Annotated in this window: 21 protein-coding genes; 14 read left to right on the forward strand and 7 right to left on the reverse strand. The window is 69.7% G+C overall.

Annotation, left to right across the window (positions count from 1 at the left end; all coding sequences use genetic code 11):
- Window positions 1-21: 21 nt before the first annotated feature.
- Complete coding sequence (locus tag AR539_RS08300; protein WP_066434707.1) at window positions 22-753, reverse strand: response regulator; 732 nt, start codon at window positions 751-753, stop codon at window positions 22-24.
- Window positions 750-2330 (reverse strand): ATP-binding protein, encoded by a 1581-nt coding sequence (locus AR539_RS08305; protein WP_066434709.1) that lies wholly within the window; start codon window positions 2328-2330, stop codon window positions 750-752. Before AR539_RS08305 ends, AR539_RS08300 begins: the two co-directional genes overlap by 4 nt.
- Before the next feature lie 173 nt (window positions 2331-2503).
- On the opposite strand from AR539_RS08305, the gene AR539_RS08310 reads away from it, so the two are divergent.
- Genes AR539_RS08310 through AR539_RS08320 form a run of 3 tightly spaced genes read left to right on the forward strand, consistent with a single transcriptional unit; the run spans window position 2504 to window position 5584 of the window.
- The gene (locus tag AR539_RS08310; protein WP_066434712.1) at window positions 2504-3535 is read left to right on the forward strand and encodes a Bug family tripartite tricarboxylate transporter substrate binding protein; all 1032 of its coding nucleotides are present in this window, start codon (window positions 2504-2506) and stop codon (window positions 3533-3535) included.
- A gap of 2 nt (window positions 3536-3537) precedes the next feature.
- On the forward strand, window positions 3538-4059 hold the full coding sequence (locus tag AR539_RS08315; RefSeq protein WP_066434714.1) for a tripartite tricarboxylate transporter TctB family protein: 522 nt from the start codon (window positions 3538-3540) through the stop codon (window positions 4057-4059).
- Entirely contained in the window at window positions 4052-5584 is a 1533-nt protein-coding gene (locus tag AR539_RS08320) for a tripartite tricarboxylate transporter permease (RefSeq protein ID WP_066434717.1), read from the forward strand. Before AR539_RS08315 ends, AR539_RS08320 begins: the two co-directional genes overlap by 8 nt.
- Window positions 5585-5669: 85 nt before the next feature.
- On the opposite strand, the gene AR539_RS08325 is transcribed toward AR539_RS08320, so the two are convergent.
- Window positions 5670-7139 (reverse strand): lipase maturation factor family protein, encoded by a 1470-nt coding sequence (locus AR539_RS08325; protein ID WP_066434720.1) that lies wholly within the window; start codon window positions 7137-7139, stop codon window positions 5670-5672.
- Window positions 7140-7255: 116 nt separating this feature from the next.
- Here AR539_RS08325 and dxr point away from each other — a divergent pair, with 116 nt between their 5' ends.
- Window positions 7256-8440: a 1-deoxy-D-xylulose-5-phosphate reductoisomerase gene (gene dxr / locus AR539_RS08330; RefSeq protein ID WP_066434722.1), complete on the forward strand. Its 1185-nt coding sequence runs from the start codon at window positions 7256-7258 to the stop codon at window positions 8438-8440.
- 33 nt (window positions 8441-8473) lie between these two features.
- Window positions 8474-9805, forward strand: a complete 1332-nt coding sequence (locus AR539_RS08335) for a M50 family metallopeptidase (RefSeq protein ID WP_066434725.1) — start codon at window positions 8474-8476, stop codon at window positions 9803-9805.
- Here AR539_RS08335 and AR539_RS08340 read toward each other — a convergent pair.
- Window positions 9789-10256 (reverse strand): hypothetical protein, encoded by a 468-nt coding sequence (locus AR539_RS08340; RefSeq protein WP_066434726.1) that lies wholly within the window; start codon window positions 10254-10256, stop codon window positions 9789-9791. The two genes, AR539_RS08335 and AR539_RS08340, sit on opposite strands and share 17 nt — an antisense overlap.
- 305 nt (window positions 10257-10561) lie before the next feature.
- Here AR539_RS08340 and AR539_RS08345 point away from each other — a divergent pair, with 305 nt between their 5' ends.
- The 9 genes from AR539_RS08345 (at window position 10562) to AR539_RS08385 (ending at window position 19548) form a co-directional block, all read left to right on the forward strand.
- Window positions 10562-11317, forward strand: coding sequence for a MarR family transcriptional regulator (locus AR539_RS08345; RefSeq protein ID WP_231728543.1), 756 nt, complete (start codon window positions 10562-10564; stop codon window positions 11315-11317).
- Between the two features lie 8 nt (window positions 11318-11325).
- Complete coding sequence (locus AR539_RS08350; RefSeq protein ID WP_066434732.1) at window positions 11326-11796, forward strand: hypothetical protein; 471 nt, start codon at window positions 11326-11328, stop codon at window positions 11794-11796.
- A gap of 69 nt (window positions 11797-11865) precedes the next feature.
- Window positions 11866-12159, forward strand: coding sequence for a YciI family protein (locus AR539_RS08355; protein ID WP_066434734.1), 294 nt, complete (start codon window positions 11866-11868; stop codon window positions 12157-12159).
- A gap of 77 nt (window positions 12160-12236) precedes the next feature.
- Complete coding sequence (gene ispG, locus AR539_RS08360; protein ID WP_066434737.1) at window positions 12237-13403, forward strand: flavodoxin-dependent (E)-4-hydroxy-3-methylbut-2-enyl-diphosphate synthase; 1167 nt, start codon at window positions 12237-12239, stop codon at window positions 13401-13403.
- Window positions 13366-14250 (forward strand): GNAT family N-acetyltransferase, encoded by an 885-nt coding sequence (locus tag AR539_RS08365; protein WP_066436327.1) that lies wholly within the window; start codon window positions 13366-13368, stop codon window positions 14248-14250. The genes ispG and AR539_RS08365 overlap by 38 nt, the downstream gene beginning before the upstream one ends.
- Before the next feature lie 37 nt (window positions 14251-14287).
- Complete coding sequence (locus tag AR539_RS08370) at window positions 14288-15052, forward strand: hypothetical protein (protein WP_231728544.1); 765 nt, start codon at window positions 14288-14290, stop codon at window positions 15050-15052.
- A gap of 393 nt (window positions 15053-15445) precedes the next feature.
- Window positions 15446-17257: a proline--tRNA ligase gene (locus tag AR539_RS08375; protein WP_066434740.1), complete on the forward strand. Its 1812-nt coding sequence runs from the start codon at window positions 15446-15448 to the stop codon at window positions 17255-17257.
- An 18-nt stretch (window positions 17258-17275) separates the two neighbouring features.
- Window positions 17276-18070, forward strand: a complete 795-nt coding sequence (locus tag AR539_RS08380; protein WP_066434743.1) for a sulfite exporter TauE/SafE family protein — start codon at window positions 17276-17278, stop codon at window positions 18068-18070.
- Between the two features lie 41 nt (window positions 18071-18111).
- Entirely contained in the window at window positions 18112-19548 is a 1437-nt protein-coding gene (locus tag AR539_RS08385; protein WP_066434747.1) for a pyridoxal phosphate-dependent decarboxylase family protein, read from the forward strand.
- Here the strand turns inward: AR539_RS08385 and AR539_RS08390 are convergent.
- The 3 genes from AR539_RS08390 to AR539_RS08400 all read right to left on the reverse strand — a co-directional run bounded on the left by AR539_RS08390 (window position 19545) and on the right by AR539_RS08400 (window position 22634).
- Complete coding sequence (locus tag AR539_RS08390) at window positions 19545-20627, reverse strand: aminoglycoside phosphotransferase family protein (protein WP_066434751.1); 1083 nt, start codon at window positions 20625-20627, stop codon at window positions 19545-19547. The two genes, AR539_RS08385 and AR539_RS08390, sit on opposite strands and share 4 nt — an antisense overlap.
- Before the next feature lie 50 nt (window positions 20628-20677).
- Complete coding sequence (locus tag AR539_RS08395; RefSeq protein WP_066434753.1) at window positions 20678-21409, reverse strand: VIT1/CCC1 transporter family protein; 732 nt, start codon at window positions 21407-21409, stop codon at window positions 20678-20680.
- A gap of 82 nt (window positions 21410-21491) precedes the next feature.
- Window positions 21492-22634 (reverse strand): DUF4439 domain-containing protein, encoded by a 1143-nt coding sequence (locus AR539_RS08400; protein WP_082699248.1) that lies wholly within the window; start codon window positions 22632-22634, stop codon window positions 21492-21494.
- Between the last annotated feature and the right edge of the window lie 78 nt (window positions 22635-22712).

Below are 22712 nucleotides of genomic sequence, written 5' to 3' on the forward strand. Positions count from 1 at the left end.
GCTTGCGAACCATGGGCATGTTCAGCGCTTCCACAGGTACCGGTTCTCCGGCCGGCCCGCTGCGCCGTAGCGTGGTGTGAGCCGGGCGAAGCCGTTGATCACCAGGTACTCGAGGTAGCGCCGGGCACTAACCCGCGAAAGCCCGAGCTGGAGCGCCATCCCTGCCGCGGAGACGTCCTCCGGGCTGGACTTGAGCGCCTCGATCACTGCATCCAGCGTGGGCCGGGAGAGCCCCTTCGGCAGCCGGGCCGGGGCATCCGCCAAGGACCCCGCCGCCGGGGCGGCCGCCGGATCCGCAGCGGCCCGGCGCGACGGCGCCACCAGGCGGTCGATGCTGTCCTGGTCCAGCGGCCCGTCCGCCCCGCCCGCCGCCAGTTCGCGGCGCAGCTGCAGGTATTCGTCGAGCCGCTCGTTCAAGGCCTGGGACGTAAAAGGCTTCACCAGATAGTGCAGGACGCCGCCGGCCATGGCGCCGCGGACCGTGTCCAGTTCCCTTGAGGCCGTGATGACCAAGACATCCAGGGCCTGCTGGCGGCCACGGAGCTGCCGGAGAACGTCCAGGCCGGACATGTCCGGAAGGTGGATGTCCAGCAGGACCAGTTCCGGCCGCAGCTCGGCGGCCAGGTCCAGGCCCTGCTGTCCGGTGTGGGCGAGGCTCACTACGTCGAAGCCGCCGCGGGCCAGCAGGAACCCGTGGTGGATCCCGGCGACTGCCACGTCATCGTCAATGATGAGGGTGCGTATGGGGCTCATTGGTCTTGTAGTTCCGCCTCTTTTGTTTTCAGTACCACGGTAAAGCAGGCGCCGCCCAGCCTGGAGGACGCCACCGACGCGGTGCCGCCCCGGCGCAGGGCCACGCGGTGGACCAGCGCCAGGCCGAAGCCGCGGGTGTTGATCCCTTCGGTCGGTTTGGTGGTCACGCCCGCTTCGAAGACGGCGGCGCGCTCCGGCTCGGGGACGCCCGGCCCGTCGTCCTCGACCGTGATGGTGCGCCGGCCGTCGGGGGTTTCCTCCAGCCGGACGCCGATGGTGCTGTCGTAGCCTGCGGCGTCCACCGCATTGTCGATCAGGTTCCCGAGGACGGTGATGACGTCGCCGGTACCGTCCGGGGTGCAGACCGACTCCGGACTCACCAGGATCTCCACGCCCCGCTCGGCACAGACAGTGGACTTGGCAATCAGCAGCGCCCGGACATCGTGGTCGGTGATGCCTGCGGCCAGCGGGCGGTTGACGAAGGCCGCGTCGCTGTGGCTGCGGCCCAGGAACTCCACCGCCTTGGCATGCTCGCCAAGTTCGAGCAGGCCGGAGATCACGTGCAGTTTGTTAGCGAATTCGTGGGCCTGCGCCCGCAGCGCCTGCGTTACGTCCAGGGCGCCGTCGCGGTCGCGGAGGATCGTGTGGAGCTCCGTCCGGTCGCGGAGGATCAGGACCTTGCCTACCTCCCGGCCGTCCACGGTGGCCGCGTTGACCTTGCCCAGCAGGATCCGCTCGCCGGAGAGCACCAGCTCCTCCGCAGCCGTCCCCGCGGTCAGCATCGCCCGGATCCCGGGTTCCAGGCATTCGCTGGCGGGCTGTCCGGTGACCTCCCCGCCCACGCCCAGCAGCCGGCGGGCTTCATCGTTCACCAGCGCCACCTTCCCGTCGGCGTCGACGGCGACCAGCCCCTCGCCCAGGCCGTGCAGCATCGCGTCGCGCGTCTCCAGCAGGGCCGCGATGTCCTCCGGCTCCAGCTTGTAGATCCGCCGCCAGACGAGTTTGGAGATGTACATCGCCCCGAGAGACCCGAGCAGCGCCGCCCCGAGGAGCCACCCGAAGAGTTGCGGCAGATCCTCATAGAGGTCCTCGGCCAGGGTGCTCTCCAGGACGCCCACCGACGCTGAACCGATCACGGCGCCCGCGCCATCGAAGACGGGAACCTTGACGCGCCAGGATTCGCCGAGCGTTCCTGTCTGGGTCCCGACGTAGATCTCGCCGGACAGCGGCACCGACGGATCGGTGGACACCGGCCGGCCGATCTCCGCCGGGTTCGGGTGGGACTGGCGGACGCCGTTGCGGTCCGTCACCACCACGTAGGTGACGTTGGAGGCCTGGCGGATGACTTCGGCGATCGGCTGGATGGTCGGGGACGGGTGCGGCGTGCCCAGGGCGTTCACCACGGAGGGCAGCCGGGCCACGCTCTCCGCCACCCCGATCAGCCGGCCTTTGTAGGCGTCCCTGAGCTGTTGCTCCTGCATGCGGATGGTCACTACCCCCACCGCCGTCAGGACTGCCAGCACGATGGCGAGCTGCAGCGCCACCAGCTGGAAGCGGAGGGGAATCCTGTGAACCATGTCACAAGCTTCCCATCCTGCCACCCGCCGCGCGGGCCAAATCCGGGCTCCCGGCCGTGACCAATATGACCACTACTACCTCTACGGCCAAATTCTGGTCCCCGGGCCGGGCCGCTCCTAGTCTCTGGGAAGTGATTCCGATGACGTGCGTCACATTTCAACAAGGAGAAACCATGACCTCCCCCTCCCATTCCACCCGGACCGCCTTCACCCGCCGGGCTGCGCTCGCTGCCGGGGCAGCCGGCGTCGTCCTCGCCATGTCCGCCTGCGCCGGCGGTGCCAGCGGCGCCTCGGCAGGACAAGGCTCCGCCGCGGATCCGCTCAAGAAGCTCAGCATCATTGTTCCGGCGAACCCGGGCGGCGGCTGGGACCAGACCGGCCGTGCGATGCAGCAGGACCTGCAGTCGAACAAACTCGTCACCTCCGCCCAGGTCAGCAACATCGGCGGCGGCGGCGGCACGAACGGCCTGGCCAAGCTGGCCACCGAAAAGGACCCCAACACGCTCATGGTGATGGGCTACGTCATGGTCGGTGCCGTGGAAACCAACGCCGCCAAGACCCGGCTGGAAGACACCACCCCCATCGCGCGCCTCACTGAGGAGCCCCTGGTCCTGGTGGTCCCGGCGTCGTCCAAGTACCAGTCCGTCCAGGACCTGGTGGATGACATCAAGGCCAACGGCAAGGCAGTGGCCATCACCGGCGGCTCGGCCGGCGGCGCGGACCACATCCTGGCCGGCCAGATCCTCAAGTCCCAGGGTGTGGCGTCCGACCAGCTGAACTACATCGGCTACTCCGGCGGCGGCGAATCGATCGCCGCGCTGCTGGGCAACAAGGTCCAGGCCGGCATCTCCGGCGTGGGCGAATACGCGGAGCAGGTCAAGGCCGGCAAGGTCCGCGCGCTCGCTGTCTCCGGCACCTCTGAGGCGCCGGCCCTGCCGGGCGTCAAGCCGCTGAAGGACCAGGGCGTCGACGTGGTCCTGACCAACTGGCGCGGGGTGGTGGCGCCGGGTTCCATCGACGACGCGACCAAGGCAAAGCTGACCGAGACGGTCACCAAGCTGCACGAGTCGGAGGCGTGGAAGTCCACCCTGGCCAAGAACAACTGGGACGATGCCTTCCTTGCCGGCGACGGTTTCAAGACCTTCCTCACCGAGGACATCGCCAAGGTCAAGACCACCCTGACTGAGATCGGCCTGGTCAAGTAGCAATGTCCGTCCACGTCAGCACGCCCGCCAAACGGCCCACGGGGGAGATTCTCTTCGCCCTGGTGTTCGTCAGCGTGGGCGCTGCCGGCCTCCTGACTGCGGGATCCATCCCGATCCCGCCGTCAGAGACCGGCATCGGCCCGCGGGCCTTCCCCTACATTGTGTGCAGCATGCTGGTGCTCGTGGGCACCGGCATCGTGGCCCAGGTACTCCGCGGCAAGGTGGGCCAGGCGGAGGAAAGCGAGGACCTCGACGCCGCCGCCAAGACCGACTGGGTGGCCCTCGCGAAGCTTGTCGGCTTCGTGGTCCTCCACATCTTCCTGATCGAACCGGCCGGCTGGCCCGTGGCCGCCGCCGTGCTGTTCAGCGGTGCGGCGTGGTCCCTGGAGGCCAAGCCGCTCTGGAAGGCCGTCATCATCTCCGTGGTGCTGGCCCTTGTGCTGCAGTACGTCTTCGGCGGGCTGCTGGGCGTGTCCCTGCCGCCGGGCCCGCTGCTTGAGGGGGTGCCGTTCTTCAATGGATAGCTTTCTGATGCTCCTTGAGGGCTTCTCGACGGCGCTCCAGCCGGTCTACCTGCTGTACGCCCTGGGCGGGGTCTTCGTCGGCACCGCCGTCGGCGTCCTGCCCGGCATCGGCCCGGCCATGACGGTCGCGCTGCTGATGCCCATCACCTACGCGCTGGATCCCGCCGCCGCGCTGATTGTGTTCGCCGGCATCTACTACGGCGGCATGTACGGCGGCTCCACCACCTCCATCCTGCTCAACACACCCGGCGAGTCGTCCTCGATCGTCACGGCGCTCGAGGGCAACAAGATGGCGAAGGCCGGCCGGGGCGCGGCCGCACTGGCGACGGCGGCGATCGGCTCGTTCATCGCCGGCACCATCGCGACCGTGCTGCTGTCCTTCCTGGCACCGGTGGTCGCGGAACTCGCCGTCGGCCTGGGGCCCGTGGACTACGTGGCCCTGATGGTGGTGGCGTTCCTCACCGTCGGCGCCCTGCTCGGTGCATCCGTGCTGCGCGGCCTCGCGTCCCTTGCCCTCGGCCTGTTCATCGGCATGATCGGCATCGACGACAGCACCGCCCAGCAGCGGTTCACGTTCGACAACCCCACCCTGGTGGACGGCGTCGACATGGTCCTCGTGGCCGTGGGCCTCTTCGCCCTCGGCGAGGCGCTGTACGTGGCGTCCAAGCTCCGACACGGACCCGTGGAAGTCATCCCGGTCAGCAAAGGCAAGAACGGCTGGCTGTCCAAGGACGACTGGAAGCGGTCCTGGAAGCCGTGGCTGCGGGGCACCTTCATCGGGTTCCCCATCGGCACGGTCCCGGCCGGCGGCGCGGACGTATCCACGTTCCTGTCCTACGCCGCGGAACGGAAGCTGGCCAAGGGCCCCAACAAGGCGCAGTTCGGCAAGGGCGCCATCGAGGGCGTGGCCGGTCCGGAAGCGGCCAACAACGCCGCTGCCGCCGGTGTCCTGGTGCCGCTGCTGACGCTCGGGATCCCGACGACGGCTACCGCGGCCATGATGCTCACGGCGTTCCAGCGGTACCAGATCCAGCCCGGGCCCCTGCTGTTCGAGAACCAGGGTGCGCTGGTGTGGACCCTGATCGCCTCGCTGTACGTCGGCAACCTGATGCTGCTGGTGCTGAACCTGCCGCTGGTGGGCCTGTGGGTGAAGATCCTGCAGATCCCGCGGCCCTACCTGTACGCGGGCATCCTCGTCTTCGCGGCCCTGGGCGCCTTCTCGGTGAACTTTGCCGCGGCCGACGTCGGGATCCTGCTGGTGGTGGGCATCCTGGGGTACTTCATGCGCCGCTACGGCTACCCCGTGGCACCCATGGTGGTGGCGATGATCCTGGGGCCCATGTTCGAAGTGCAGCTGCGGCGCTCGCTGCAGCTCTCCCAGAACGACCCCTCGGCGCTGTTCTCCTCGCCGTTCGCAGTGGTGGTGTACGTCTCGATGGCCTTGATCTTCGTGGGTTCGTGGTGGCTGCGCCGCCGCCAGGCCGCCCTGGAGGCTGCTCCGATGAAGGACAAGCTTCCCGTCTAGGTGGGACCGCCCTGTGGGGCACGGATGGCCGGAACGGGAAACCGCTCCGGCCATCTGTCATGTCCGGCCATCCGTCGTGTCCAGTTCAGTCCTCCGGCGGCAGGGACAGCGGCGGAATGGACTCGTGCAGCGGCACCCGGATCCAGCGCTGCCCCGTGGCCCGGAATTCGGCCCGGGTGGCGAAACGGTACAGGTAGCTCCGGGCCCGCACCCACCGGGGCCTGCCGCCGTCGAACGGATCGTGGCGCAACAGGCGCAGGGTGGGCCGGTCGGCCTCGAGCAGCCTGGCGAGGAAGGCGTAGAACCACTGCTCGTGCACGGTGCGCAGGGGGAGGAACCACATCAGCCAGTCAAGGCGCAGGTGGTACGGCGCCCACTGGCGCGGGGCCCGGCGGACGTCGCCGGGCTTGCCCCGGAACCCGTACTCCCGCCAGTCCGCGTCGTCGTCGGGCTCCGCGTCGAGGGTTCCCTCCACCACGATTTCGATCCGCTGCTTCGTCACCGTGCCGAACGCGCCGTAGGTGTTTCCAAGCTGCCAGCGGTTGAAGGCGGCATTCATGAGCTGGTAGTGGGAGAACAGGTTCTGCGCCGGGCGGTAGCTGAGCACCACCAGCAGCACGGTGGCGACCAGGACCACCACCAGCCACGCCACCGGCGCCTGGCTGCCGGCCCCCGCGGCCCCGGAGGCTGCCGCGTGCCAGTCGAGCGGGATGGCCGGGACCAGGGCATGCGCCACCGGGTCGCTGACCGCTGCGAAGGCGAGCAGGATCGCCATCCAGTTGAGCCAGGCAAAGTTCCCGCTGGCCACCAGCCAGAGCTGGGTGAAGATGATGACCCCGGCGGCAGCACTGGCCACGGGCTGCGGGGCAAAGAGGAGGAACGGCACCACCAGCTGGGCGAAATGGTTGCCGAGGACCTCCAGACGGTGCCACGCCTTGGGCAGCAGGTGGGCCTGCCGGCTGAGCGGCCCGGGCATGGGCTGGGTCTCGTGGTGGTAGTACAGGGCCGTCAGGTCACGCCACTCCCGGCCGCCGCGGATCTTGATCATCCCGGCCCCAAACTCCAGCCGGAACACCAGCCAGGCCAGCAGGATCAGGATGGTCCGCGGCGGGGGAGTCTGGTCGGAGCCGAGGAAGGCCACAATGAACCCGGCCTCGAGCAGCAGCATCTCCCACCCGAAACCGTAGAACGTCTGCCCCACATTGACGATCGACATGTACAGCCCCCACAGGGCCAGGAACGCCAGCATCGGAACCCACGGCGGGCCCAGCTGCGGCAGGCCCAGCACGATCGTGGCGGCAATTGCCATGCCGGCCCAGCAGACGGCCCGCAGTAGTTGGTCCGAATAGCGCCAGCTGAACAGGGTGGGCCGGCGCAGGCGGCCCGAGCGGGCCAGGAAGTCCGGCGCCGGCAACAGCCCGCGCTCGCCGAGCAGGGCAGGGAACTGGTTGAGCGAGGACAGGAAGGCCACAAGGTAGATGGCGGCGATGCCGCGCTGCAGCACCTGCCGGGCGAACTCATACTCCGGCGCGTCCAGCCAGGCCGTCCACTCCACAGTTCCCACGTTACGTCGAGTGGACACTTCACGGCAGTGCCTGCCGCCAACACTGCCGTGACCTGCGAACTCGGCGGCGGACCCGGGCACCCGGACACGTGCGGGATACTTAAGCCATGCAGCCGCGCAAGATCGTCCTCCTCGGGTCCACCGGTTCCATCGGCACACAGGCGATTGACGTCGTCGACGGCGCCCCGCACCTTTTTGAGGTGGTGGCGCTCAGCGCGGGCGGCGGCAACCTCGAACTCCTGGCCCGGCAGGCCGTCCACACCCGGGCGCAGGCCGTCGGCACAGCATCCGGCGACGCCGGTGCCCTCCAGGCGCTGATCGACGACGCCGCCGCCGCGGCCGGCGTGACCGGGTACCGGCCCGACATCATCACCGGCCCCGACGCGTCCACCCGCATCGCGGAGGTGGGGTCCGACGTCGTCCTCAACGGCATCACGGGCTCGATCGGCCTGGCGCCCACCCTGGCGGCGCTCGCCTCCGGCGCCACCCTGGCCCTGGCCAACAAGGAGTCCCTGATTGTCGGCGGCGCCCTGGTCAAGGCAGCCGCCCGCGAAGGCCAGATCGTCCCGGTGGACTCCGAGCACTCGGCCATCGCCCAGTGCCTGCGCTCCGGCACCGCCGCCGAGGTGGACCGGCTGATCCTCACGGCCTCCGGCGGCCCCTTCCGCGGCAAGACCCGGGAGCAGCTGCACAACGTGTCCCCGCAGGACGCCCTGGCCCACCCCACCTGGGACATGGGCCTCATGGTCACCACCAACTCCGCCAGCCTGGTCAACAAGGGGCTGGAGGTGATCGAGGCGCACCTGCTCTTCGACATCCCGCTGGAGAAGATCGACGTCGTGGTCCACCCGCAGTCCGTGGTCCACTCGATGGTCCAGTTCATCGACGGCTCCACCATCGCCCAGGCCTCCCCGCCGGACATGCGCCTGCCCATCGCCCTGGGCCTCGGCTGGCCGGACCGCGTGCCCGGCTCAGCCCGGCCGTGCGACTGGAGCCAGGCCACCAGCTGGACGTTCGAGCCGCTGGACACCGACGCGTTCCCCGCCGTCGGGCTGGCCAAGGACGCCGCACGGCAGGGGAGCACCTTCCCGGCGGTCTTCAACGCCGCGAACGAGGAAGCAGTGATGGCCTTCCACGCCGGCCGGATCCGGTTCACCGACATCGTGGACACCATCGACGCGGTCCTCAGCGAACACACAGGTTCCTCCGGGCTGACGGTGGACTCCGTGCTGGATGCTGAAAGATGGGCACGCGCCCGCACCCACGAACGTTTAGCCGTCAGAAGCGCCTAGTTTGCCAGTTTTTAGGAAGCAGCAGAGTCAAGCATGAGCCCCGTCCTCCTCTTTATCCTCGGTGTCGTCTTTGTGGCGATCGGCATCGCTGTGTCCATTGCCCTCCACGAGGTGGGCCACCTGCTGCCGGCGAAGCTGTTCAAGGTCCGCGTCACCAAGTACATGATCGGCTTCGGGCCCACGCTCTGGTCCCGCAGGAAGGGCGAGACCGAGTACGGGTTCAAGGCCATCCCGCTGGGCGGCTTCGTCTCCATGATCGGCATGTACCCGCCGAACAAGGACGACGGCACCGTGCGCCCCTCCAGCACCGGCATGTTCCAGTCCCTCGCCTCGGACGCCCGCTCCCTGGCGCACGAGGAAGTGGGCCCCGGGGACGAGAACCGCGTCTTCTACAAGCTTCCGGTTTGGAAGAAGATCATCGTGATGCTCGGCGGCCCGGCCATGAACATGCTGATCGGCCTCGCGCTCACGGCCGTGCTGCTGATGGGCTTCGGCACCGCCGCCCAGACCACCACCATCGCCGACGTCTCCAAGTGCCAGGTCAAAGCCGGCGAAACCGTGGACCCGGACTCCGCGGACTGCAAGCTCACGCCTGCCGCCGCCGCCGGGCTGCTGCCCAACGACGTCATCACCTCTTTCGACGGCAAGGCCGTGACCAGCTGGGACGAGCTCACCGGCTGGATCCGCGCCTCCGCTGACCGGCAAGTGAGCATCACGGTAGAGCGCGACGGCGCCCCGGTCACCACCACCGTCACGCCGGTCCTCTCCGCACGGCCCGTGATCGGCGAGGACGGACGCCAGGCCAAGAGTGCCGACGGCACCCTCCTGTACCAGGACGTCGGCTTCCTGGGCATCGGCGCGCAGACCGCGCTGGTGCCGCAGCCGGCGTCGGCGGTCCTGCCCATGGCGGGGGAGAACATCAAGCAGATCACCGGCGTCGTGCTGAACCTCCCCGCCCGTGTGGCGGGTGTGGCGCAGGCGGCCTTCAGCGAGGAGCCCCGCGACCCCAACGGACCCATCAGCGTGGTGGGCGTGGGCCGGGTGGCCGGCGAGGTCGCCGCGATGGAGGAAGTGCCCATGCAGTCCCGGGTGGCCACCCTGGTGGGGCTGCTGGCCGGGCTCAACTTCGCCCTGGCCGTCTTCAACCTCATTCCGCTGCTGCCGCTCGACGGCGGCCACGTGGCGGGCGCGCTGTACGAGGGGGCCCGCCGCCGGATTGCCAAGCTCTTCGGCCGGCCGGACCCGGGCGCGTTTGACATCGCAAAACTGCTTCCCGTCACGTACGTGGTGGCGGTGCTGCTCATGGGCATGGGCGCGCTGCTGATCTACGCGGACATCGTCAAGCCGGTCAATCTGTTCGGCTGACCCGGCGGGGCCCGGGCCGGCGGACATGCCCGCTGAGGTTCAGGGCAGTGTTCACCGAGAACAGGACCAGGAAGACAGTCCATGCCCCGCGCTGCAGGTCCCACAACGGCCACCATAGGAACATCTGCGCCCAGAAGTACAACGCCACGTAGGGAACCAGCAGCGCGAACCTGGGCGGAGAACGCCATTCCACCCGGCGCCAGAGATCAAGATAGCTGCCAAAGACCGCCCAGCAGCCCAACAGCAGCGGACCGCCGAACAGCCGCCACGACTGCTCTCCGGCGAGGAACCAGAGGCCGAGCGGGAGCCCCAGGCCTGTGGCGCCATACGCCAGCCAGCCGAACCGGTCCGCGAGCGGGGGACGCCACCGCCGTGCCGCGAAGTAGGCAACCAGCAGAGCCTGGGAGCCGAGGCCGAAGGCGGTGAATACGGTCTCCTCTGGTGTCAGCACCGGCCCACCTCCGCGGCGTCGTTGATGTGCCCCAGACTGGCCCGGCGTTGGTGCGGTGTCAACGGCGGTTCCGATCGGTGCCGGACCGGGCTGGCGGTGCGGGGGCACTTTGCCGGGGTCCGGCGTCGAAACCGGCGGCAGTGGACGGAATGTCGGTGTCGAAGTGCCCCCGGGCGGCCGATGTGCCGCGCGGGGGAGAGCAAAGCACAATAGGCTTATTCGCCAATATCACCCTATTGAGGCTGATTCTAGGTAATCAGTTGAAAATGATTGATTATCTACAATCAGCCGTTTAGGGTGGGGTCATGTACGTGATGACGATCGACCAGCGCGGCAGCAGCGCCGACTCGGACCGCGTCCCCGCCCTCCTCAAAGAGCTGGCGGGCCTGTCCACGGACGCGCGCTTCGAGCGGTCCGTGGGCGACGAGGTCCAGGGCGTCGTTGAACGCCCGGATGAGGTTGTCGAGATCGCCCTGCACGCCCTGCGGAGCGGCCGGTGGTACGTGGGCATCGGCGTGGGCGCCGTGGACCAGCCGCTGCCGTCCAGCCCGCGGGAAGGATCCGGCCCGGCCTTCATTGCCGCCCGCGCGGCCGTGGAGAACGCCAAGTCCGGCTCCGCCCATGTGCCGGTCGCCGTCGTCTCCGGTGGACTGCGCAGGGGAGAGGCCGCGCCTTCGCCCGCAGGATCTGCCGGCGCCCGTGCCTGCGCCAATGCCGAGGCGGTGCTGCGGCTCATCGGACGGCTCGTCCAGGACCGCACCGCCGCCCAGTGGAAGGTTGTCGATGCGCTGCGTGCCGTGCAGCACGGCCACTCCGGCACCCACGGCACCCAGAAAATGGCCGCCCGGAAACTGGGAATCACCGAACAATCGGTGAGCCGCGCCCTGCTCAGGTCCGGCTGGCAGGAAGAATGGGCCGCGAGGCCGGCGGCGGAAATGCTGCTGTCCTTCGCCCATGGAATCATCATCGGCAACCCCGACGCCGGGGAGCCGCTTCCGGGCCGCTCCCGGGACGCGGGCTCTGCCCGCCTCCCCGATTCCCGCACCCGGCACAGTCTGTAAGGAGAACGGTGGACGCCCTCTGGATCACCCTGGCCCTGCTTGTGGCCGGCTTTGGAGGCTGGCCCGTGACGGCCCTGGTCTTCCGGCTCGCCCGGACCATCGATGACCGGGCCGACGCCGGTGCCCCCGACCCCGCCAGCGATCCGTCGGCCGACGTCACCGTGGACCCGCAGCCCTCCGCCGGATCCGTACCCGCCGCCGCGGCCGTGGCGGCAGGCCCGGCAGCCGCGGTGAACAGCGCCCGCATCCTGCGGGGAGGTGCCATCATCGGTGTGCTGGAGCGCCTGGCGGTGTGCGTGGCTATCCTCGCCGGCGAACCCGTCGCCATCGCCTATGTGGTGGCCATCAAGGGCCTGGGCCGGTTTGCCGAGCTGAAGGAGACCCCTGTGGCGGCCGAGCGGTTCATCATCGGCACCCTCACGTCCCTGCTCTGGGCGGCCGGCGTCGCGGTTCTGGCCAAAGTCTTCTTCCTCGGCTGACGGCAACCGGGGCCCTGGCAGGCCCCACGCGCGGTGGGTCCACGGCCGGCGGGGCGATAGTGTATCCGTATGACTGTTTTTGCTGTTGAGTACGTATACGGTGCCGAATCCGCCGAAATCCGCAACGCCACCCGCCCCGCGCACCGCGAATGGACCGCAGGGCTGGCCCAGGAAGGCGCGCTCCTCGCGAGCGGCCCGTACGGTGACGGCGCCGGCGCCCTGCTCATCTTTAACGCCGACGACGAAAGCGCGCTGAACGAGCTCCTCCGCCAGGACCCCTTCGCCGCCGCCGGCGCCATCTCCGGCACCCGCACCATGGCCTGGGCGCCCGTGACCGGCCTCCTCGCCGGGCACGCCGGCTAACCAACCCGCCAGCCCTACTTCGATTCGACCAGCCCTACTTCGATACGACTAGCCTTTCTTCGATACAAGGAGTCCATGTGACCTCGGTCAGCCTGGGAATGCCGTCAGCACCGCCCCCCGTCCTCGCGCCCCGCCGCAAGACCCGCCAGATCAAGGTCGGCTCGGTGGGCGTCGGCTCCGATTCCCCGATCAGCGTGCAGTCCATGACCACCACCCCGACGACGGACATCAACGCCACGCTCCAGCAGATCGCCGAGCTCACGGCCTCCGGCTGCGACATCGTGCGCGTCGCCTGCCCGTCCGCCGACGACGCCGAGGCGCTGCCGATCATCGCCCGGAAGTCGCAGATTCCCGTGATCGCGGACATCCACTTCCAGCCGAAGTACGTCTTTGCCGCGATTGAAGCCGGCTGCGCGGCGGTCCGGGTCAACCCCGGCAACATCCGCAAGTTTGATGACCAGGTCAAGGAGATCGCCCGGGCGGCCAAGGACCACGGCACGTCGATCCGGATCGGCATCAACGCCGGATCGCTGGAACCGGGCATCCTCAAGAAGTACGGCAAGGCCACGCCGGAAGCCCTGGTGGAGTCCGCGGTCTGGGAAGCCTCACTGTTCGAGGAGCACGGCTTCCGCGACTTCAAAATCTCGGTCAAGCACAACGACCCCGTGGTGATGGTCGCCGCCTACGAGATGCTCGCCGAACAGGGCGACTGGCCGCTGCACCTCGGCGTCACGGAGGCCGGGCCGGCGTTCCAGGGCACCATCAAGTCGGCCACGGCGTTCGGGGCTCTGCTGTCCCGGGGCATCGGCGACACCATCCGGGTTTCGCTCTCCGCCCCGCCGGTCGAGGAAATCAAGGTCGGCAACCAGATCCTCCAGTCGCTCAACCTGCGTCCGCGCAAGCTCGAGATTGTCTCCTGCCCGTCCTGCGGCCGCGCCCAGGTGGACGTGTACACGCTCGCAGAGCAGGTCACCGCTGGCCTGGAAGGCATGGAGATCCCGCTGCGCGTTGCCGTAATGGGCTGCGTCGTCAACGGGCCGGGTGAAGCCCGCGAAGCCGATCTCGGCGTCGCCTCGGGCAACGGCAAGGGCCAGATCTTCGTCAAGGGCGAAGTCATCAAAACTGTGCCTGAAAGCCAGATTGTTGAGACACTGATCGAAGAGGCCATGCGGATCGCTGAAGAAATGGGGGAGGCCGATGGCGAAGATGCTGTCAAGGGTAGCCCCGTGGTTAGCGTCTCGTAAGGACGGCGCCCCAGCCGGCGTCGCCGTCCGGGTACTGGGCGGCTCGGACACGTCCGAGCTCCGGGACTTGGCGCGGCAGGACGCCGTCGCCAATGTTTTTATCCTGTCCCACCTGGAGACCGCCGGTTCGGCTGCCCCCACGGCCGGCGGCGCCAACATTCTCGGCGTGTTCGACGGCGGCACCCTGGTGGGCGCCTGCTGGGCCGGCGCCAACCTGGTGCCGGTGCAGCTCGACCCAGGGCTCGCCGGTGCGGTGGCGGCCGCCGCGCACCGTTCCGGACGCCGCTACGCCTCGATCTTCGGACCGGCCGACACGGTGCTGGCGCTGTACGTCGCGCTGGAACAGTTCGGCCAGACGGCCCACGAGATCCGTGGTGACCAGCCGCTGATGACGATTTCCGGGCCCCCGGCCGTGGCCCCGAATCCACTGCTGGGCCTCGGCCAGCTCGCCGATTTCGACAAGATCCTGCCCGCCTGCGCGGCGATGTTCGAAGAGGAAGTGGGCTATTCGCCGTACCTCGGCGGGCGGGAATACTACAGCCGCCGGGTCAAAGGGCTCATCCGCGAGGGGCATTCCCTGGTTCACCTGGACGCCGGCGAGGTGGTGTTCAAAGCAGAGCTGGGCGCCGTCACCCCCGACGTGACGCAGGTGCAGGGCGTCTGGATGAACCCCGCACTGCGCGGCCGGGGCCTCAGCGCCGGGTATATGGCCGCCGTCGTGGTCCTGGCCCAGACCCGGGCCCCCGTCACCAGTCTGTACGTGAACAGCTTCAACACCCGGGCCCGGGCCACGTACGAGAAGGTGGGCTTCCGCCAAGTGGGTACGTTCGCTACAGTGCTCTTCTAGCGGGCGTCTGCCGGCATTCATTCTTTTTGGGGGAAAATTGAAGATCACAGCTCTGCGCACTTTCGGTGCCGCAGCCCTTGTTGCTGCAACCTTGTCAGCATGCGGCGGCACCAGCGGCTCAGCCAGTGCCGGCGACGCCAAGGCAACCGGCGTCGAGGCAGCCGCAACGCCCGCGGCGACCGCCACATCGGCAGCGCCGGCCCCGCCGAGTGCCCGGACGTATACAGCCGGCGAACTGGAAGCCGTGGTGGGCCGGCTCAAGGATGACCAGGGCCGCGCGCTGAGCGTCCTGTCTGCCGCCGACGTGGCGGCCAGCCTCGAGCAGACCAAGGCCGCGATGGCTGCGATGACGGTGGAACCGGCCGCGTGCCGTGAACTGGCACTAGCGGGGGTCGCCCCCTCAACGGACGACGCCGCCTTTGCCGTGGGAAGCAGCGTGGACCAGGCCAGCGGCGCCTCGACAGCGATCTCGCTGTCCTCGGGCCTCGGTGAGGCATTCCTCGCCCGGGTCCCCGACATGGCTGCCGACCTCGACACGTGTTCCACGATGTCCATCACCGCGAACGGCGTCCAGATCAACGCGAACGTCACCGTCCTGGACGGCATCAGCGGTCTTCCGGACGCCGTAGGCTACCGGACCGACTCGGAAATCTCCGACGGCCGCCGGCAGTCCATGATCACAGTGCAGGCCATCCAGCAGGGAGTCCTGCTCACCAGCGTGGCATCGGGCGGAGCGAGCGAGCAGGAGGCAGCTGACAGGGCCGGCGCCATGCTCGATGCGGCGGCCGCGCTGTTGAAATAGGATCCCGGGTGGCCTGATCCCGGAGCGCCTCAGCCGGGCACCGCTGGAAAAATATCTGGATGCCAACTCTTGTTTTCGTGCCCTGCGTCACATAGGTTCGACCTAGCCGTGTCGCATGGGCACGTGGTACCCCGGGTGCAAGTGCCGGGGTGGCAAACGCCCATTGGGGGCAACAACAGGAGCCCACTGCCAGATTTGGCGGTACTGGGGGCCGCAGAGCCACGTCATGACAGGATGACCAGCCGGAAACGGCCAGGGGCTTCCGTCAGTTATGGCGTGGCTCTTCTGCGTCCGGGCTGGCGGTAGATTAGTACCTAGCCTCGCGGGCCGGATTGACCGTTCCCAGTGATGACTGCTTTGCCCCGCACCTTCCCAGAAACGGATAGATACCCAGTGGTCCTTCGACTCTCCCAGCTGTTCCTGCGCACCCTGCGTGAAGATCCTGCCGACGCTGAAGTGGCCAGCCACCGGCTCCTGGTCCGTGCCGGCTACATCCGCCGCGCCGCCCCGGGCATCTACACCTGGCTGCCGCTGGGCCTGAGCGTGCTGCGCAAGGTGGAGACGGTCATCCGCGAGGAAATGGCGGCCATCGGCGCCCAGGAGGTGCACTTCCCGGCCCTCCTGCCCAAGGAACCCTATGAGGCCACCAACCGCTGGACCGAATACGGCGAGGGCATCTTCCGGCTCAAGGACCGCAAGGGCAACGACTACCTGCTGGCCCCCACCCACGAGGAAATGTTCACCCTCCTGGTCAAAGACCTGTACTCCTCGTACAAGGACCTGCCGCTGAGCATCTACCAGATCCAGAACAAGTACCGCGACGAGGCCCGTCCCCGGGCAGGCCTGCTGCGCGGCCGCGAGTTCATCATGAAGGACTCCTACTCCTTCGACGTCGACGACGCCGGCCTGGACGCCAGCTACGAGGCGCACCGCGGCGCCTACCTGAAGATCTTCGAGCGCCTGGGCCTCGAGGTTGTTCCGGTCTCGGCCACCGCCGGGGCCATGGGCGGGTCCAAGAGCGAGGAATTCCTGCACCCCACCGAGATCGGCGAGGACACGTTCGTCCGGTCCGCCGGAGGGTACGCCGCCAACGTCGAAGCCGTCACCACCGTGGTCCCGCCGGACATCGACTTCTCCAACGCCCCCGCAGCTGTTGTCCGCGACACCCCGGACACCCCCACGATTGACACGCTGGTGGACGCCGCCAACGTGCTGGTACCGCGCAGCGAGGCCGACGGCGGCGCCTGGACGGCCGCTGACACGCTCAAGAACGTGGTCCTCGCCGTCACCCTGCCCACCGGTGAACGCCAGATCGTGGTCATCGGCGTCCCCGGCGACCGGGGAGTGGACCTCAAGCGCGTCGAGGCGAACATCGGGGCCTTCCTGCCCATCGCCGGCGAAATCACGCTCGAGGCCGCCGGCGAGGAGGACCTCAAGAAGCACCCCCTCATCGTCAAGGGCTACCTGGGCCCCGGCATGTCCCTCGACGCGCCGCTGCTCGGCACGGAGGGTGCGGCCAAGCTGCTGTACCTCGTGGATCCCCGCGTGGTCCGCGGCTCCGCCTGGGTCACCGGTGCCAACGAGGCCGGCAAGCACGTCTTCGGACTCGTTGCCGGGCGCGACTTCGGCTGGGACGGCGTCATCGAGTGCACCGAGGTGCGCGCCGGCGACGAGGCCCCCGACGGTTCCGGCCCGCTGGAAACCGCCCGCGGCATCGAAATGGGCCACATCTTCCAGCTCGGCCGCAAGTACGCCGCAGCCCTGGACCTGAAGGTCCTGGACCAGAACGGCAAGCAGGTCGTGGTGACCATGGGGTCCTACGGCGTCGGTGTCACCCGCGCCGTCGCTGCCCTGGCCGAATCCAACCACGACGACAAGGGCCTCGTCTGGCCGCGCGCCGTCGCCCCGGCCGACGTCCACGTTGTCGCCGTCGGCCGCGGCGAGGAGATCTTCGCCGCCGCGGAGAGACTGGCCCTCGAGCTCGAGGCCGCCGGCCTGGACGTGATCTACGACGACCGTCCCAAGGTGTCCCCGGGCGTGAAGTTCGGCGACGCCGAACTGGTGGGCGTGCCCACCATCCTCGCCGTCGGGCGCGGACTGGTGGACGGGGTCGTGGAGATCAAGGACCGCCGCACCGGCAACGCCGAGAACATCGCGGTTGAGAAGGCAGTCGACTTCTGCGTCGACGCCGTCCGCAACCACTAACCCGCTGAATCCGCGGGCGTGGTCTCCGGACTCGAGTCGATCGAGCTCAGCACCCTCATCCTGATCGTCGTGGCCGGCTTCGCCGCGGGCTGGGTCGATGCCGTCGTCGGCGGCGGCGGACTGATCCAGCTCCCGGCGATGCTCCTGGTGCCGGGCATCAGCCCGGTACAGGCGCTGGCGACGAACAAGATGGGGTCGATTTTCGGCACCACCACCAGTGCCGCCACGTATTATCGCCAGGTGCGGCCGGACCTGCGCACCGCGCTGCCCATGGCGGTGATCGCCATGGCGGGCAGCTTCGGCGGGGCGGTCCTCGCGGCCAACCTGCCGGCCAGCGTGTTCAAGCCGATCATCGTCGCGGCGCTGGTGGCCGTCGCGCTGTTCACGGCCTTCCGCCCCAACGTGGGCGAGCTGACCAGCCTGCGGCACAGCGGCCACCGGCACTACGTGCTGGCCTGCCTGATCGGCGGTGTGATCGGCTTCTACGACGGTCTGATCGGCCCCGGCACGGGGTCGTTCCTGATCATCGCACTGGTCTCGGCGATGGGATATGCGTTCCTCGAAGCCAGCGCCAAGGCCAAGATTGTCAACATGGCCACCAACGCCGGCGCCCTGCTGTTCTTCGTGCCCCACGGCGCCGTGCTGTGGGGCCTGGGGCTGGTCCTGGGCGCGGCGAACATGGCCGGCGGCTACCTCGGCGCCCGGACCGCCGTCAAACAGGGGAACAAGTTCATCCGCATCGTGTTCCTCGCCGTCGTCGGGGCCCTGATCATCAAGCTGGGATCCGACATCTGGCAGGACAGCTTCGCCTGACACCCCTGCCCGCGCTGCCGGAGCGGGCGTAGCATGCAGCTATGTCAGCACCCGAGGAACGCTACAGCGCCGCCCTTGAAGCAGCGGCCCACCACGCCCGCCAGTGGCTGGAGAGCCAGGAGACCCGGCACGTCGGCCCGCAGGTGACGGCGGCGGACCTTGCCGCGGCCTTCGGCGGCCCCCTGCCCCGGGACGGCATGCCGGCGGCGGAGGTGGTGGACTACCTGGCCGCGAAGGCCGAACCCGGGCTGATGGCCATGCCCTCCGGACGGTTCTTCGGCTGGGTCATCGGCGGCACGCTGCCGGCCGCGCTGGCCGCGGACTGGATGGTCAGCGCCTGGGACCAGAACGCCGGGCTGCGGTTCGCCACCCCCGCGACGGCGGCCATCGAGGAGGCCGCCGGCGCCTGGCTGCTGGAGCTGCTGGGGCTCCCCGCCGACGCCGACGTCGGGTTCGCCACCGGCGCCACCATGGCGAACTTCACCGGCCTCGCCGCGGCCCGGTGGCGCCTGATGGCCGACGCCGGCTGGGACCTCGACGCGGACGGCCTCGCCGGCGGCCCCCGGATCCACTGCTTCGTGGGCCAGGAACGGCACGACACCATCGACCTCGGCCTGCGGTACCTGGGCCTGGGCCGGCCCACGGTGGTCCCCTCCGACCGGCAGGGCCGCATCGACCCGTGGAAGCTGGACCAGGCCCTCCGCAGCGCCGTGGAGAGCGCTGCGGCGGCCGGCTCGGGCCCGGCTCCGCTGCTGGTCTGCCTGCAGGCCGGAAACCTGCATTCGGGGGCCTTTGACCCGTTTGTGGAGGCGATCGCCATCGCCAAAGCACACGGCGCGTGGGTCCACGTGGACGGCGCGTTCGGGCTCTGGGCCGCAGCAGTACCCGAACTGGCGGCCCTCACGGCCGGGCTTCAGGGCGCCGATTCCTGGGGCACCGACGCGCACAAGACCCTCAACGTGCCCTACGACTGCGGGATCGCCGTGGTCCGGGACGCCCGGGCGCTGCGCGCGGCCATGGGCCTGCACACCAGCTACCTGATCCAGGACGCCGGCGGCGCTGCGGACCCCTTCGAGACAGTGCCGGAGCTTTCCCGCCGGGCCCGCGGCGTCCCGGTGTGGGCCGCCCTGAAGTCCCTGGGCCGGGAGGGAGTCGCCGGCCAGGTCCGCGGGCTGGTGCAGTGCGCCCGGCAACTGGCGGAGCAGCTGTCCGCGCTGGACGGCGTCGAGGTCCTCAACGACGTCGACTACACCCAGGTGTCCCTGGCGTTTGGCGATGACGCCACCACCCGGGCGGTGACTGCGCGGATCATCGACGACGGCCGCGTCTGGATGTCCGGTTCCCGGTGGCAGGACCGCGACATCCTGCGGATCTCCGTCAGCAACTGGAGCACGGACGACGCCGACGTGGCAGTGGCCGTCGATGCCGTGCGGGACGCGGTGGCCGCCGTCCGCGGCTCCCGGCAGGAGGATCGCTAGCCCGCTGCTTCCCCCGGCGCCGGCAGCTCATGGGCCGCGGGGAGCTCCGGGAGCGTCCGGCCGGCGAGCGTACTGGACACCCAGAGTGAGCGGGCCAGGTCGCCCCCGTGCCGGGGCTTCGAGGCGTACCAGAGCGCGTTTTCCACCTCGCGGGCGAGGCTCCACTGCCGGGCCACCTCGGCGTCCAGCCCGGCCGCGGCGCTGAAATCCCGGCAGCGCTCTTGCAGGCCCCGATGCGGGTCGGCCCGGGGCAGCTCCCGGATCCGGTTCCACAGCAGCGGCGCCACCGCGAATTCCGCCTCGCCCACCATGGGCTGCGGATCGATGGCGGCCCAGCCGGCAGCCGGTTCACTGCCGGCCTGGTCACTGCCGGTTGAGGGGACCACGGCGCCGGGCCGGGCCAGGACGTTCAGGTAGTGCAGATCGGTGTGGACCAGCACGTCCTTGCCCGAGCGGCGGCCGACGGCGCCCCGGGTCTGGCAGACCTCAAGGGCAGCCTCCAGCAGCCAGCGCGGGAAAGGCCGGCCCAGACGTTCCCAGCTCTCGGGCAGCTCGTCGCTCCACTGTTCAGCCCGGGCCGCCACATTGCCGAACTCCTGCCACTGCGCCCGCCCGTTCGGGACCACGCTCAGCTGGCGGACCAGGGAGCCCCACACCGGCACTGCCACGTCCATAGGCTCGTCCTGCAGGGACCGTGCGCCGTCCAGGCGTTCCAGCAGCAGCGCGCCCGCCGCGGCGTCGTGGGCCAGCAGCCGGACGGCACCCTTGCCGTTCCATACCGCCAGGGCGTGCGGTTCCACGAGCGCTTCGTCGTGCGGATAGGCGATTTTCAGGACTCCGGCGCTGCCGCCGGGCAAGCAGCCGGCGGCAGCGCCGGCTCTGCTGCGGACCGGGATCACGATCGCACCATGGCCGTGCCACGGCAAAGCCCCGGGGGCGAGGTCCAGTTCCAGCTGCCACCGGTCCAGGCAGTGGCCGGCCACGCGGGGCAGCGATGCCAGCCACTCGCGGCCGCTTGCGCTGCCGCCGTAGCGGCGGCTGAGGTCGGGCGGAATCGGGATGTCTGCGGGCTGGTTCATCGGCTCCAGCGTAGCTGGCCGTGCACCCTGCACCGCGTACGGCCAGGCGGTCAGACGGCGATGCCGCTGGCGCCGAGCCAGCTGCCGATCAGGAAGGTGGCGATGAGGGCCGCAGCGCCGCCGATCACCACGCGGACGGCGGCTTTGGTCTTGGAGCCACCGCCGATCCAGGCGCCCACGGCACCGGTCAGGGCCAAAGCAACCAGCACAGCCACGAAGGTCAGCGGAACACGGATGTCCTCCGGGGGCAGCAGGATGGCAAGCATGGGGAGGATGGCGCCAACCAGGAAGGCCGCGGCCGAGGCGAACGCGGCGTGCCAGGGGCTCACGATGTCTGTCTCGTCGATGTGCAGTTCCGCGGAAAGGTGGGCGCCGAGGGCATCGTGGGCCGTCAGTTCCCTGGCCACGGTCCGGGCGGTGTCCGCGCTAAGGCCCTTGCCCTGGTAAATGGCGGCGAGCTCCTCAAGTTCCTCCTCGGGCTGCTCCGCCAGCTCCCGGCGTTCCTTCTCGATCAGGGCTTTCTGGCTGTCCTTCTGGCTGCTGACGGAGACATATTCCCCCAACGCCATGGAGATGGCACCGCCCACGACGCCGGCGGCACCGGCGATGAGGATGGGGCCGGACTCGGTGGTCACGCCGGCGACGCCCACCACGATCGCGGCGACGGAGACGATGCCGTCGTTCGCGCCCAGCACACCCGCGCGCAGCCAGTTGAGGCGGTGTGCGATGTCGTTCTGGTGCGGCTCGTTCTCATGCTGGATGGGGGAGGTTTGGCTGTCCATGGGTACAGCAAACCACCGTGTTCCCCGCCAGGCCAGCCTGATGAGCCTAAGTTAGCCACAGCTTCCCCGGCGGGGACGTCTGCTAGGGGCTGGGTGTGGGGGACGGCGGCAGCGTCGGGAACGCTTCCGGGTCCGCGGTCAGGCCCGGGAGTGCGCCCGGGTCCGCGCCCCAGAGGACGCTCCGGCGGGCGGCGCCCACCAGGCCGGAAATCGCCCATTCACGCGTCTGTCCTTCACCCAGCGCCACCAGATCGCCGTAGACAGCCAGGCCGGAGGCCTCCAGGGTTCCGAGTCCGGCGGCAGGCGCTGCAAGGAACCCGGGTGCGACGGCGTAACCGGCTTCGCGCGGCGGCACCGGGGCGCACTGTGCCCGGCTCAGCTCCTCGGCCCCGGCCACAAGGTCCTCGTGCCGGGCGAGCTGCTGCGAGGCCGAGGCCGCCGCGTCGCCTGCCAGCCGGGTCAGGGCGACTTGGTAGCCGTACACGGTTTCCCGCTCGGCGCGGACCGCCGCCGCCAGCGCCCCGGGCAGGGTCGCGGCGGGGGAGTCGGCTGAGGCAGGCTCGGATGATGCGGCTCCGGCTGTTGCGGCCGGCGTAGCCGCGGGGGAGGACGACGGCGCCGCTGCCGCAGTGCCCGGGCACTCCCCGGACAGCGGGGGCGCGGTGGGGTCCGGCACCGCCGGGGCAGGCACCCCAGCCGCCGCGGCGAGGGCGGATGCCTGCAGCAGTTGGGCGGTCCCGACGGCGGCGAGCAGCCGGGCCATCCCGCCGTCGGCCACGGCAGCGTCCGCGAACCGCTGCCCGGCGCTGTCCGCGAGTGCGCCAGCCAGGGCCGGCACCGTGGCAGGCAGGGGAGCTGCGGTGGAAGTGGCAGTGGTAGCCGGCGTGGCAGCGGAGGCTGTTGCCGCCGGCGGGGTCCCGGCTCCGTCGGCGGGCACCTGGAGGGCCCGGGCCTGGGTTGTCAGCAAACTCACAGTCCGCCCCACAGCGGGTTGTCCGGTGCCGGCGGCGCCCCGGCTGAGCTCCTCGCCGGCGGCCCTCAGGCGCATGGTGTCGGTGAGGGCGGCAGCCCGTGCCTGCTCGGAAAATGGCGGTTCCACGGGCTTCTGGGGGCGTCCGGGGCTCAGGACCATGCCGAGGCTGACCACCACCAGAGCGATGCACGACAGCAGCGCGATGCGGGGGATCAGCTCCTGCCGCCGCTTTTGCCTGGTGTCGTCTTTCACAACGGACCATTTTGTCACGGCCGGCGTGAAGGCCGGGAACTGAAGTGCACCACGGCGTCTGGAAAATCGCTAGGCTAG

The organism is Arthrobacter sp. EPSL27 (assembly GCF_001512305.1).
Lineage (GTDB): Bacteria > Actinomycetota > Actinomycetes > Actinomycetales > Micrococcaceae > Arthrobacter.

Coding starts and splice junctions, on each gene's coding strand:
- AR539_RS08395 (WP_066434753.1), bottom strand. CDS start 21,409: ATGGACAGCCAAACCTCCCCCATCCAGCATGAGAACGAGCCGCACCAG.
- AR539_RS08385 (WP_066434747.1), top strand. CDS start 18,112: ATGTCAGCACCCGAGGAACGCTACAGCGCCGCCCTTGAAGCAGCGGCC.
- AR539_RS08365 (WP_066436327.1), top strand. CDS start 13,366: ATGCTGTCAAGGGTAGCCCCGTGGTTAGCGTCTCGTAAGGACGGCGCC.
- AR539_RS08300 (WP_066434707.1), bottom strand. CDS start 753: ATGAGCCCCATACGCACCCTCATCATTGACGATGACGTGGCAGTCGCC.
- AR539_RS08355 (WP_066434734.1), top strand. CDS start 11,866: ATGACTGTTTTTGCTGTTGAGTACGTATACGGTGCCGAATCCGCCGAA.
- AR539_RS08310 (WP_066434712.1), top strand. CDS start 2,504: ATGACCTCCCCCTCCCATTCCACCCGGACCGCCTTCACCCGCCGGGCT.
- AR539_RS08320 (WP_066434717.1), top strand. CDS start 4,052: ATGGATAGCTTTCTGATGCTCCTTGAGGGCTTCTCGACGGCGCTCCAG.
- dxr (WP_066434722.1), top strand. CDS start 7,256: ATGCAGCCGCGCAAGATCGTCCTCCTCGGGTCCACCGGTTCCATCGGC.
- AR539_RS08345 (WP_231728543.1), top strand. CDS start 10,562: ATGTACGTGATGACGATCGACCAGCGCGGCAGCAGCGCCGACTCGGAC.
- AR539_RS08315 (WP_066434714.1), top strand. CDS start 3,538: ATGTCCGTCCACGTCAGCACGCCCGCCAAACGGCCCACGGGGGAGATT.
- AR539_RS08390 (WP_066434751.1), bottom strand. CDS start 20,627: ATGAACCAGCCCGCAGACATCCCGATTCCGCCCGACCTCAGCCGCCGC.
- AR539_RS08305 (WP_066434709.1), bottom strand. CDS start 2,330: ATGGTTCACAGGATTCCCCTCCGCTTCCAGCTGGTGGCGCTGCAGCTC.
- AR539_RS08335 (WP_066434725.1), top strand. CDS start 8,474: ATGAGCCCCGTCCTCCTCTTTATCCTCGGTGTCGTCTTTGTGGCGATC.